This window comes from Arcticibacterium sp., from assembly GCF_055134445.1.
In genome coordinates this window covers 1-13,419 of the sequence record NZ_JBSRVI010000130.1, presented here as the reverse complement: position 1 = coordinate 13,419, position 13,419 = coordinate 1, and the positions used below count along the sequence as shown (strand labels likewise).

10 protein-coding genes are annotated in these 13,419 nt (G+C 36.7%); 5 read left to right on the top strand and 5 right to left on the bottom strand.

Translation table 11 applies throughout. The annotated features are described in order from the left end of the window. The first annotated feature begins 358 nt into the window (after nt 1–358). The 5 genes from ACTBZY_RS16690 (at nt 359) to lnt (ending at nt 7,770) form a co-directional block, all read left to right on the top strand. A complete protein-coding gene (locus ACTBZY_RS16690) occupies nt 359–3,169 on the top strand; it encodes a hybrid sensor histidine kinase/response regulator transcription factor (RefSeq protein WP_463047485.1) in 2,811 nt (936 codons plus the stop codon). A 93-nt stretch (nt 3,170–3,262) separates the two neighbouring features. Then, nucleotides 3,263–3,952, top strand: a complete 690-nt coding sequence (locus tag ACTBZY_RS16685; RefSeq protein WP_463047484.1) for a hypothetical protein — start codon at nt 3,263–3,265, stop codon at nt 3,950–3,952. Between the two features lie 117 nt (nt 3,953–4,069). After that, the gene (locus ACTBZY_RS16680) at nt 4,070–5,605 is read left to right on the top strand and encodes a hypothetical protein (RefSeq protein ID WP_463047483.1); all 1,536 of its coding nucleotides are present in this window, start codon (nt 4,070–4,072) and stop codon (nt 5,603–5,605) included. A 2-nt stretch (nt 5,606–5,607) separates the two neighbouring features. Next, nucleotides 5,608–6,225, top strand: a complete 618-nt coding sequence (locus ACTBZY_RS16675; RefSeq protein WP_463047482.1) for a hypothetical protein — start codon at nt 5,608–5,610, stop codon at nt 6,223–6,225. A 6-nt stretch (nt 6,226–6,231) separates the two neighbouring features. Then, nucleotides 6,232–7,770: an apolipoprotein N-acyltransferase gene (lnt, locus tag ACTBZY_RS16670; RefSeq protein WP_463047481.1), complete on the top strand. Its 1,539-nt coding sequence runs from the start codon at nt 6,232–6,234 to the stop codon at nt 7,768–7,770. A 616-nt stretch (nt 7,771–8,386) separates the two neighbouring features. Here the strand turns inward: lnt and ACTBZY_RS16665 are convergent. The 5 genes from ACTBZY_RS16665 to ACTBZY_RS16645 form a co-directional block, all read right to left on the bottom strand. Next, nucleotides 8,387–8,905, bottom strand: a complete 519-nt coding sequence (locus tag ACTBZY_RS16665) for a hypothetical protein (RefSeq protein WP_463047480.1) — start codon at nt 8,903–8,905, stop codon at nt 8,387–8,389. A gap of 328 nt (nt 8,906–9,233) precedes the next feature. Next, nucleotides 9,234–10,679, bottom strand: coding sequence for a sodium:solute symporter family protein (locus tag ACTBZY_RS16660; protein WP_463047479.1), 1,446 nt, complete (start codon nt 10,677–10,679; stop codon nt 9,234–9,236). Beyond that, nucleotides 10,676–11,584 carry a dihydrodipicolinate synthase family protein gene (locus ACTBZY_RS16655; RefSeq protein ID WP_463047478.1) on the bottom strand — a complete coding sequence of 303 codons (909 nt, stop codon included), beginning with the start codon at nt 11,582–11,584 and terminating at the stop codon, nt 10,676–10,678. The genes ACTBZY_RS16660 and ACTBZY_RS16655 overlap by 4 nt, the downstream gene beginning before the upstream one ends. 7 nt (nt 11,585–11,591) lie before the next feature. After that, the gene (locus ACTBZY_RS16650) at nt 11,592–12,638 is read right to left on the bottom strand and encodes a sialidase family protein (protein WP_463047477.1); all 1,047 of its coding nucleotides are present in this window, start codon (nt 12,636–12,638) and stop codon (nt 11,592–11,594) included. A gap of 275 nt (nt 12,639–12,913) precedes the next feature. After that, the gene (locus ACTBZY_RS16645) at nt 12,914–13,261 is read right to left on the bottom strand and encodes a hypothetical protein (protein WP_463047476.1); all 348 of its coding nucleotides are present in this window, start codon (nt 13,259–13,261) and stop codon (nt 12,914–12,916) included. Nucleotides 13,262–13,419 lie beyond the last annotated feature (158 nt).

Here is a 13,419-nt window from a genome sequence, read left to right as displayed (position 1 = left end):
CCAAAAGGGTCTTTATTAAATGGAAATAGGTATCTCAAAAGCCGTTTACATAGAAGAATGGCAGAATTTCTCAAAGTTCGAGCCTTAGTCAAGAACAGTTTCTAAAAGAGAGAAGACTTCATTTGATCTAACATTCATGTTGACTTTTTAGGTAAACAATAGAATGAACCATTTTAGCCTAGATCCTTATCTCATTTCTAACGTTTTATAATTGGGCTCTCAAGATAAATAGAAAATCAAAAATGGCCTATCTAGCTAGGTCAAACAAGAAAGACAAAGGCACCCATGTCTAAATTCGAAATCAAGGCTGTCAATAAAAATTTAAGGGAGCAATTTGTATATTAGATACCACAAAAGCATGAAATCTATCAAAAGTAACTCAAATCGGTTAATATCGTCTAAAAAAGGATGCCCAAGGTTTTTCCTACTAACATTGGTATTGCTTTCCTTTTCCTGTCTAACTTTTGGACAAATTAGCACAAAGAATTCCATTAAAATCAGTAATATACAGTCTTTCAAGACAAATGAAGACTTACATTTAGAGCAAGCACTAGCTCAAGATTTTATAAGTTTTGACCAGCTCACTATTTCAGCAGACACCTCCTATTATTGGCTAAGCTTTACACTTCAGAATTTAGAAAATTTCACACAAGAGTCCAGACTTAAGCTTTTTAACGAGTGGTGCGAACTGGCTATAATTTACTCCAGAACCATTGGAGATAATCAATGGTACATTCAAAAAGCCGGCTATTCGGTTAAGATAGATGAGCTTGACGTTAATCCAAAGGTCACATCCGACATTTTAAAAATGCCCAATGCTGTATCACTAAGCTTTATACCGTCCGAAAAGAAAGAAGTTGTGGTGAAATATACCAAAGTGATGCGGCCTGGAATAATGATAAAGCCTCAAATTTATACTATGGCTGAAATCAGTTCTGACATATTAAAAGATAAAAGATTTGATTTTAGGACTGCTGGTTTTATGGCCATGCTCATCATTATTTCAGTATTCCATTTGTTTTTCTTTTTCGTTCAGCGAGACAAAGCCTATCTGTACTACGCCTTTTATGCTTTTTGTGCGGCTTTTGCCACCACGGTAATGGATTATTATGGTCTATTTACCTATCATCTTTTTTATAGTCAACACCCGCAGCTACAACCCTATGTTTTCTTTTGGATTGGTTCATTGACCATTATTGCTTACTCCTTATTTACCCGTACTTACTTACATACCAAAGAACGTTTTCCTCGAATAGATAAGGTCATTCTCATTTTAATTTATTTGGGTTTACTCATGTGTATAGCCAACACCATAAACTACGCACTAACAGGCAGACAATACATTAAAGGAATGCCATTTTCGGCGTATATGATGCTATTGGGGCTCACATTTTTAATCACGATTTTGATGGTTTGGCGAAAGCGGACTAAAGCCGACCTGTTTTTTTTTGCTGGGGTGGCTATTCTAGTATTCATATCATTGCCTTTCCATTTCTTCTCTCTTTTGGGCATCGAACATACAGACACTTTTCTAGGCGAGTTTAGACTTTCTGATGGCATGCAAATAGGCATGCTAGCAGAGCTTGTTATTTTCTCGATGGGTTTAGGTTATAGAACCAATAAAATCCATTCTGATAATAGATACTTTAAAGAACTAGATTCTTTAAAATCAAAATTCTTTGCCAATATAACGCATGAGTTCAGAACGCCACTTACCTTAATTAAAGGACCATTAGAAACGATAAAAGAGATATTGCATGAGCCGCAGGACCGTCAAATGCTTGAAATGGCTCAAAAACACAGCAATAAAATACTAGATTTAGTTAATCAGGTGATGGATCTTTCTAAACTTGAGTCTAACAATATGGCACTGGAATACTCACAAACAGATTTTGTGGTCTTCGCCAAGGGTTTATTTTATTCTTTTGAATCCATTTCCAGCCAGAAAAACATTGAGCTTGTCACTCAAATTGAACCAGATGAAATACTCCTTGATTTGGATTATTCAAAAATGGAAATGGTTCTCAACAATTTATTTTCTAACGCTCTTAAATTTACCTCAGAAGGAGGAAAAATAACACTCAAAATAACTGGACATAAGGAACTGCTAGAAATTCAAATTATAGATAATGGCATAGGCATAAAACCAAAACATCTGCCATTTATATTTGACCGCTTTTACCAAGCCCACCATCAAAATGAAATGCAGGGAAGCGGGATTGGACTTGCCTTGGTCAAGGAGCTCATTACTTTACATAATGGGACCATAAAAGTCTTTTCTGAACTAGGAAAAGGTACACGTTTCAACATAACATTACCTGTTTCAAAGCATAAAAACACACCCGTTTATTATTCAGATTTGAAAACCAAAATCCCTGAGATAATTACTGAAAGTGATTTTGATAATGCTGATACACAGGCTACGGTACTCCTAATTGAAGATCACCCAGAGGTTCGGTCTTTCATTAAATTACAACTGAGTAAAAATTATAAAGTAATAGAAGCAAAAGATGGTGAATTAGGCGTAAAAAAAACGTTGAAATTTATGCCTGATATGGTAGTTTCCGATGTTATGATGCCAGGACTGAATGGCTATGAGGTTACAAAAATTCTTAAAGAAAACATTTTGACCAGTCATATTCCTGTTATCCTATTAACCGCCAAAACAGCAGTAAAAGAGAAAATGGAAGGACTAATGTCTGGTGCTGATGATTATTTATCCAAACCTTTTGACTTTGCCGAGTTAGCCATTAGAATCAATAATTTATTAAGGATTAGACAAGAACTAAAAGTTCGTTTTTCCAAAGCTATACAGATTAAACCGGAAGAAGTTTCTGTCAATTCCTTAGATCAAGACTTCATGATTAAGGCTCTGGCCATCGTGGAAAAACACATTGACAATGAGCACTTAAATCTGGAACTTTTCTCAAAAGAAATAGGTATTGGAACCACCCAACTAAACCTGAAACTGAGAAACTTAATTGGTCAATCCACCAATCAGTTCATTAAATCTATCCGACTCCAAAGAGCCGCTGAATTATTAATTAAAGAAGTAGGAACCGTTTCAGAAATAGGTTTTCAAACTGGTTTTAGCAGCACTGCTTATTTTGTTAGTTCTTTTAAAAAACATTTCGGTGTTTCTCCAGGAGCTTATAAAGCAAGTCTTTAGCGTTCAATTTTGAAAATCTTCCGTTCAAATTTGATACCCTCCCCAGCAGTTCTTGAGTGAAATTTGTGGTATAACTAATATAAAGCTAAGGCCATGAAAAACTCATTGATTTTAAAAAAGGGGCAATCCAAAAGAAAGAAAATAAGCAATAATTTTCAAATGCTTTCTATCGTTTTCTTTTCTGTCCTTATTGTATCCTGTTCAAAAAATAATCCCGCTCTTGATATAGCTCCGGCGAAAGAAATACCAGAAGTAGTTAAAATAACTTCCAGAACCACCGCTTCAACGGAAATCTATATCAGAGCTATTCCAGCAAGAAATACTAAAATAAAAGACGGTGTTAACTTGCAAAAAGTCATTGACTTCGTTGACATAAGAAGCAATGATGGAAATATGACCATTGGCAACTACTTCCCCACTGGCTTAGCATTAAACGTCTATTTTAACAACGTTTCTGATTTTACCATTGATTCGGGTGGTAAGAAATCTTTAGCACCTGAGGGTACCAAGGGGAAACTCTTCATCATGGCTTCCGATGGCATAAACCAAATAAAACAGGGAGACATTTATTCAGATACTTTAATTGTAGAATTCACTTCGCTGAATATAGAATCATCTGATTTATCGGAAGAGTCCATATTGGATAATCAAGTATTCGCCAAAAATCATCATTGGACCTTGGATCAACTTCAAAAATCTTTGACCCTTCTTCTGGAAGAAGATAAGGGAACATATTTGGATAAAGATGGAAATGTCGTTTCAAATGAATTTAGGTCACTATAATTCTAAGTTCCGAGTTCAAAACTTATACAGAACCGTTGGAATTCGAAATACACCATCAAATATTTATTGAAGATTGCATGCATATATTGTTTCACCCCTAAACCAATATTTTATATCATGAAAATTAAACTATTAACCCTCTTAAGCCTAGGATTAATTTCATTTGAAGCTTTCTCTTGTATTCAAATGTGTAAGGAACCTTACTGTGGCAGCACACCTTTTGTAAGAATAGCATCGAATTCAAAAAGTAGTTCTAACTACCATCGTCAAAGTCTAAAAAATGGAGGTTTTGATGCCCTAAATGTTAAAACTGTGGCGGCAGAAAGAATTAAACTAGCGGCACAATCTACCAGCAAAAAATTAAGTAACGCTGCCACGGCCATTACGATTGAGAAAGCGGATGTAGAGCAAATTTCTGCTCCCAGAAATACTTGGCTGACATTTTTCGGCATTTTAGATCCTATTTCTATGGATATAGGCGTTGCCGATATGGTCTCACCACAAACTTGGACACTTCCGGCAGGGCTTTTGGATTCCTTCACCTATTATTATAATGATGACTTCATACCAATTGCAGAAGTGCCCACAGATTTGATTTTCCCCGATGCGAATAAAGTCTTAAAATCACAATATCTCGATGACGAAGAAAATGTAATTGACCTTTATGAGCAATACGAAGTATCTGACGATTCTGTCACATTTTTAGGTTCGAGTTATTATTATTATTTGGAAGGCGATGACGATGCCATCGATTTTACAGACTTTAAGTTTACTGATATTCCATTGAGTTTAGGAGATTCGTATCAATTCCGCCAAGATGACGATGGTTCAAATAAAGGGCTTAAGTATTACATTAGAACCAAAACAGTGGATGCTTTCGGTACTTTGCAAACCCCTTATGGTAATATAGAATGCCTTAGAATAAGCATCACCACAGACCAATATGTTCGCTCCGACTCATCAAGTGCTTATACGCAAGACGCTTCATTCTATGGGGTTGGTTTTGTATCCAAAGAAGGCATCTATTTCAGTGGAATTACTGATGGTGTTTCAGGAACGGTGTCCATTGAAGCAGTAGAGTTAAAAGTAGTCGCACCTACCGGAATTTTGAGCCCTCAATCAGAGGTTCAGATAAATAATGATGGCGATGGTGTCTTAATCAGCAATACCGGTGTATACATTGATGTCCTCAGCAAAACCGCTGATCCTAATGCAATATTAGACCTTGAAAGCGATGATAAGGGAATAATGATTCCAAGACTGGAAAAAGCTTACAGACCAGAATTTCCAAATGAAGGCTTACTCATTTATCAGATAGACAACAGCCCAGGTTTCTACTATTATGATGGTTCATCCTGGACGAGGCTCGACAATACGACCTCGGCACCATCTGCAAGAGTGGCCATATCTGACCAAAATGAGCATGCTAAAATCAAAAAGAAAGGCATAAACAAATTGGAAAATGGTACAGCATTTATTCCATTAAATACCAGCAAAGGATTGAGCCCTGACGAATTCCTGATCCATCTTCAAGCAGAAGGCCAATGCAACGGTCTTTATATTTCAAAGAAAACTTCAGAAGGTTTTGAGGTAAAAGAACAAAATAATGGCAAATCAAACATTCAGTTCTCTTGGACATTAAATCAACTATAATCATGAAGAAAATAATAATCGCATTCGTTTTAAGCATTATTACATTTAATGTTTCAGCCCAAAGAGTAAGCTATTTCGGTGTTTTTGCAGGAGGAGCCGGACCTGATGCAGCTCATTTACAGAGAGCTTCGGCTCTAGGCTATAATGCCAGAGTTTCTGTCAACGACGGCCTTGTTTTAGGTGACACTACGCTGGTGAAAGTAGGTATCGGTATGTCAAACCCTCAATATCGTCTAGATGTTAAAGGCGTATTTAATATGCGTGTAGCCTACAATGCTCCTACCATGAAGATAAACGACCGTAACTTTATTGAATTAGACAATAAGGGTCACTTTGTGCTTAATGAATTTAAAATTAAATATGCCAATGAGGGGCTTTGGTCTGATAAAGTCTTTGAAAATGACTATCCGCTTATGCCCCTATCAGAGGTGAAAAGTTTTATTGAGACAAATAAACATCTGCCCAATATACCTTCCGCTAATGACGTAGTGCAGAATGGTGTGGTTGTAAATCAAATGGTTTCGAAACTGTTAGAAAAAGTAGAAGAACTAACCATTTACACCATTCAGCAACAAGCAGAGATTGAAGCATTGAAGGTACTAATGGCAACTAAAAATTAAGAAAACATGCGTTTAAACAAAGGAATAGGACCTTGGATACTTTCAGCATGTCTTCTGGGGCTTTCTTATCCTTCTTTTGGTCCAAATATTCCTAATGGTATTCTAGCTTGGTTTGCTTTTGTTCCAGTTTTATTGGCATTGGCTGAGCTACCTTCTTTTAAGAAGCTATTGATTTATAGCCTTATTTTCAATGCGATTTTTCTGTTTATAGATACCTGGTGGTTAGGTCATTTCAGTATTTGGAAGGCGGCTATAGTTATTTTTAGTCAAGTTCCCCTTTTAAGTGTTTCATGGATTGTGTTTTACTATATCCATAAAAAATGGGGCTGGTTTACAGCCCTATTTTCATTCCCATTTCTTTGGACACTTTCTGATTTTATGCACCATTTGATGCCACATGGCATGCAAATCTACTTATTGCCTTATACGCAAAGCCATCAAATTTGGTTAATCCAATTTATTGACATTTTTGGCATGTATGGCATTTCATTTTGGGTATGTTTAATGAATGTACTTTTAGTCTTATTTTTGAGCAAAGTCAGTTTTAAAAGAGCACTTATTCCGCTATTATGGTTGGCTTTGCCACTTTTTTATTCTTTCTGGTCAATTTCCCTGAACCCAAAAGGCATAACAGGACTAGGTCATAAACAAACAAAAGTGTCCATTATACAAACCAATCAGGATTCTTATGCCGAAAGGGACTCGCTGCACTTTCAGAGCGTTTTGGATGAAATAGTTAATCTATGTGATTCGGCGGTACGAAAAGACCAGCCTGATTTAATGGTTTTACCAGAAGGTGCAGTTCCTATACATTTGCTGCAAAACGTTCAGATTCTTGATATCACTAGGAATTTAGTTAATCATTGGCAGACCTCATTAGCCATTGGTTTTCAAAATAAACCCGACAGTACTAAACCCTATGAATTTGAGAATGATGCCCTGATTTTTACTCCACAATTAGCTATGTTTTGGGATTCTTTGAGGATTCAGCCTGAGGATGTAAAAGTTTATCAAAAAGAGCATGGCTTGCCATTTGTAGAAATTTCGCCTTTCTTCAATGAAACGCCAACGCTGGCAAATCAAATACTAGTCAGCAATAAAGAAATTTACACATTTAATTACCAAGACTTTGATAATCAATCATTCAAAGCCGCATTAAGTATTTGCTGGGAACAACTATTTCCAGAAAAAATTGCTGCTTTGATTAAAGATGGTGCTCAGTTCATTGCTCTTATGAACAATGATTCATGGTTTGGCAAAACACCTGGAGCCAAGCAATTAAGAGCTTTCACAAGGCTTCGGGCAATTGAAAACAGAAGGTCTATTGTAAGAAGTAGCAATGGCGGCATATCCTGCTTTATAGACCCTTTTGGTAGAATATATGGTGAGATTCCATGGTTTACATCTACCATTAGCACCGCAGAAGTCCTTTGTGTAAATAAATTGAGCTTTTATACCCAACATCCAGATTGGTTTATAAAAGCACTCCTCGTATTGTTTTCTGTTTTTATCATATATAAGAAACTACTCACCAAAGGCGAGTAGTTTGCTTTCGGAGTACAACAAAACCACAATAAATTGTGTTTTTGACATACATATTCCCTTACCTAACTTTATTTCCTGAATCTTATATTTAACAATATTTTATATCGTTAGACCTAGTGCGTTAATTTGTCACAAATATAGAGCTTGGATATATTTCCTTCTGCATCAACAGCACTATATTAAGAAAAAAGACACATATTTCACTAGATCTTAATATATTTCTGTCAAATAATTAAATTAATTTAAGAATTAAACACCATTTACATATTTGGCATTAATTGATTTTTCCAGAATATTAATGAAGTACTATTAGAATTATCCAAAACAAAAAAAAAGCCATCCTCTTAAGGAATGACCTTCTACTTATAAAATCAAAGCTGCTATTTAATCTGTCCGATCCGGCTATAGCTATGGGATAATTCGCTCTGCAAAATTTTTGTAATCTGCTTTTTATTAGACTCTTTTTCTATGGACCCAAAGAGCAATACCTGCATAAATCAATAGTGCAGAAACGAGGAAGGATACTATTTTTCCCTCTTGCGGTAAAACGTAAAAGTTTAACCCGCTTTATGTTATAAATGGTATTTCGGATTACTCCAATGCTGAGAAAGACGCCTTAGGCGACCAGCTTTTTTTCATTAAATAGTCTTAATTCAAAATCTGCCAAACTCTTTTCTCCCTTAAGCTTTTCGCCCAGTTTGATAATGTTAAGGTACTTTTCAACCGTATCTATAGCTGTCCAAGACAGTACTTCTGTTGCCGGAATACCCATGGAACGCTGCAAGGTTCTGTCGACAGGAAAATGTGGTGGTTCATTAATTTCGCCAAGGCACCAAACGTACTTTAAATAAAGATTTAGAAATTTCTGTGCGATTCCAAAGGCAGGAATGGCTTCATCAAGCACTTCTGAAGACTTAAAAAAGGCGGCCAATTGTAAAATATTCTCAAGATGACCTTCTGAGGAAACCTCTTTTTTATAATGCTCCTCCTCCAATGAAATCACAAAGATTTTCAGCTGCTCTTCAAAAAATTTTATGTCATTTTCGGAAAGCTCATCTTTATAGATTTTCACTCTTTGATAAGCACCATTAATCGTTAAATACCAAATTTCGCTTTTGATAAAGTTGTTATCCATGATTTTAATGGCATTATTAAGCCATCTCCTGAACTAAATATATCCTAAATCAAAATAAGAACAAATTAATATTTCACATATTTTGGATTAACCAAATATAATAAAAGAAGAATTAGAAATAATAGAACTTTTCCGTTAGCAGTGCTTATGGTAGAAAACAAATGCCAACAGCCACACTTTTAGACCTCATGATGAACTGATTTATAGGCCGTTAATTCAGAGTAAGCTTATCCCTGTTGTCGGGCTGAACAAAGTTGAGCTTCCAAATGTAAATCACCTGTTATCAACTTTGTTCAATCTGACTTTATTATTTATACTTTAAATTCGCTCAAAGTTTAAGCTTTGCGATCAACCAACCGATGCCAAAAATCAGTATGGTTCCAAAAACGACCACCCAATTAGAGTGAATCAAAGGCTCAAGTCCGATTAATGGAATGATGCTGGTCCATACAATAAAAATTAAACCCACTGCAACCGCAATCATCGCCGCCTTTGGCGTTATGTTTTTTATCAAAAGCCCAAGCAGGAATAAACCCAAAATACCACCACTGAATATGGATGCCAGTGCCCACCAAGTATCCAGAGCACTACTTACACCATTAAAGGCCAGTGCCACGATAATACTAAGTAGCCCCATTGCCAAAGAAGACAACCTTAGAAAGCCTATTGAAGCTTTTTCTGATACTTCGGTTTTACTGAATTTCCTATAGTAATCTGACAATAATACCGTAGCGGAGCTATTGATACTGGTACTTAGCGTACTCATACCCGCAGAAAAAATAGCGGCTATTAAAAGACCTGTAAGCCCAACGGGTAGCTGATTGACAATAAAATGAGGAAAAACCTTATCTGAGGCCATACCATTCGGCAATAAATCCGGATAGGTTTGATAAAAAACCCACAGAGCGGTTCCTATCATAAAAAACACCACAGAAACAGGGACATATAACAAACTTCCCATCCAAACAGACTTGGCAGCATCTTTGTCATTTTTGGCTCCTATATACCTTTGAATATAACTCTGATCTGCACCAAAATTCTGAAGGTTAATAAAGAAGCCATAAACCAAAATTAACCAAAAGGAGGGCTGGGTTAAACTCACATTTAAGTCTCCTAAGCTAAATTTCTTACTTGCTGAAGCCGCTTCTACAAATCCGCCAAAACCTCCTGGGATATCAATAATAAGCATCACAAGGCAAGTTAAAGCTCCAGCAATAAGTATTATACCTTGAATAGCGTCTGTCCATACTACGGCTTCTATTCCCCCTAAAGTGGCATAAATCATCACCAATAATCCCGTAAAAATAATAATGGAAGGTATGCTCCACCCCATCAGGGTATGCATCGGCAATGCCAACAGATACAAAATAGCTCCCATTCTGGCCAATTGGGTTAGCAAATAACACGCGGATGCATAAATTCTAGCCCAGACGCCGAATCGCTGCTCCATAAAAAAATAGGCCGATTCGCTCCCAAGCTTTCGGTATAAGGGAACAAAAAACTTCACAGAGATAAACGCAGCTAAAGGTATGCTTAAGCTAAAAACCAATCCGTTCCAATCTTTAAAAAAAGCATTGCCCGGAAGGGCTAAAAAACTAATACTACTTACATAAGTAGCAAATACAGACATGCCCAACGCCCAAGCGGGTAGCCGGCCTTCACCCGTAATAAATCCCTGAGCCGTTCTCTTTTTCCTGTAAAAAGATAGTCCAAAGGCTACGACTAAAATGAGGTAAAAGACAAAAATGCCGATATCAATAATGCTCGTTTTCAAAACAGTGACTTTAAGTTTTCTATAAGCTCTTCTCTTTTAGTTTCAGACATCTGCTGCAATGGCGGAGCCAAAGTGTCTTCACATAAACCATTCACGTTCATGGCTGTTTTAAGCCCTTGAAGGTAAGAATTAGGGCTGCTGGTCATATTATATAGTCCATCGCTTAGCTTTTGTATCTGCTTCTGAAGTCTTTCCACTTCTTTCAATTCCTTGTTTTTAAAGGCATCAAATGCCGCTACATAAAGCTCAGGAAATAAATTTGAACCTCCATTAACACCGCCTTTAGAACCTAAACTTAAAGACTCACTAAGGCTTTCTTCTGGTCCCACAAAAAGGTCAAAATCCACTCCTTTTAAGATATTATTCAAGTCCGAGAAGTACTTCATATCACCAGAACTGTCTTTAAGCCCCAAAATATTAGGGTGTCCAGATAGACTCTTAACTGTTTCTGGTTCAATATGCATTTTAGTCATCCCAGGCATATTATAGAGATACAGTGGTAATTTCACTTTGTCTGCCATATTGCTGAAATATATCTCCATTTCCTCCTGCGTCATGGTATAATAAAAAGGTAGCGTGGACACTACAGCATCTGCTTTAAATAGAAATGCCATTTCCGCTAATCTTAGGGAGTCTTCAAGGCTACATGAACTTATGCCCACTAAAACAGGAACCCTGCCTTTTACGGCGTCACAAACGTGCTGCATGATCTCAATCTGCATGCCTAAAGGGAAGCTAGAAAACTCTCCTGTAGTACCTAATGGAAAAACGGCATGCACACCACCTTTAATCACGTGCTCCACAATGCCCTTTAAAGCAGCTATATCCAGTGAAAAGTCCGAATTTAGTGGTGTTACCAAAGGGGTAATGATACCCGAAAGTTTCAATTTTGTATTATCAGTCATCTTTAATTTAAAGTCTTTTTGGGTCTACTTTTACGTATTTAATTAACTCACGGTTATATGTATATGTAATATGTACCGTGCCGTCTTTTGCTTGAATAATAGCGGGGTAAGAAAACTCCCCTTTTTCAGTTTCTAAAGTCAAGACTGGCTTCCACTCCTTACCATCCGTAGAAGTGGCAAGTTGTAGCGGAGAGCGTGGTCCGCCCCATTTTCCTGGGAAGTTTACGGTAGGGTTATAAATCAATAACTGACGACCATCTTTAAGGGTCACAGCGTCTGTTCCCGAGTTAGGATTGGGAATATTAGTTATTTCTATCTCAGACCAAGTTTTACCATTATCAGAAGACCATAAGTTCATAAGTCTACTTTCTTTACTTCTACATATCATTTGCAACCTACCGTCTGGATAAGTCAAAATACTTGGCTGAATGGCATTGGTTTTAACACCATCGTTTAAAGGACCAGAAATGCTCCATGTTTTACCCCAGTCTGTTGTTTCTTCTAAATAAACCTGCCAATGGTCCACATCATCTATTTCCACTTCCTTACTGGTAGGACAAAGTAAGCGGCCATCTGCTAATAAAACTGGCTTGTTCTTAACAGGTCCAAATATATCTTCAGGCAATCTTCTAGGCGTAGACCAAGTTTTTCCACCATCGTTACTTTCGGTCATTTCTCCCCACCAAGTTCTAGGGGTAGGTCCGACTTTAAAGAACAATAATAATGGGCCATTCGGCACTTGAAATAAAACTGGATTCCATGTAGGGTACCTTTTGGTGCTATGTTGAATTCCGTTCGCTACAGACATAGGAGCTGTCCATTTGTTGTTTACCAAACGGCTCACATAAATTTCTACGTCTTTGTCTCTTTCTTCAGTTCCACCAAACCATGAAGCTACGAGCCCTGTGGGGGTTTCCTCAATGGTGGATGCATGGCAACTCGGAAATGGAGCTTTTTCATAAATAAACTCAGATTTCAGTATGGCTGACTTCTGAGCCTGTATGTTCATTAAAGTACTGAGCATCAATGCCAGTAAGGCAATTTTAGTTTTCATTTTTACGATTTATAAGGTTGAATAGAATGGAAAAATATGAAAATGTTCCTGATTTCCTATCCTAGATCGAGCAATTAAATTTTACTCATACTACTCTTTTTAACACTATTAAGGCTATTGATCTTTTTAATTTATTCTCGGCAACCAAAAAATTAGCAATAGCAGCATTTCATATCTTCTTTACAAAATACGGAGCATCGTTTACTGGCTCTTTGATGCCATCCTACTGTATATGAGGCAGCTCTTTCCCAAATTTGATAAACAATCAATAAATCTTACCGAACCCGTCCTTTTTCTCCATATTTAGAAACCCTTAAACCTTTCGTACCGTCTATTTGCTTCGCAAAATCGAGTATGGTCTTATCCATGCCTGCTCCCACTATTTTGATATTGTTTTTACCTTCAATAGAAAGTGTGGAATTGATAAAAAAATGCATTTCGGCAATAATCATAACGTCACCATCTTCTGCCTGAATCATTTCGGTTTGAAGAGCTTTCTGAAAATCCGCCTGAGCCAAATAGGAATAAACGGCAAAAAAGGCTGTTGCAGTGAGTAGGGTTTTTCTAAAACATAGATTTTTCTCAATATAGCGGTCTAATCTAAAAATATTTTTTCTTTGCATTCGTCTTATACCTAATAAAACCTTTCAAAATATTTTCCTTAAATTGGTATAAATCTTTGTCTTATGTCAATGATTCTAATATCCCCTTAGAAAGTATTTTTAGCGTTGTTTTTACACTTCAAGTGGAATTGTGTGTTTTTTGTGAAAAATAATTTCAT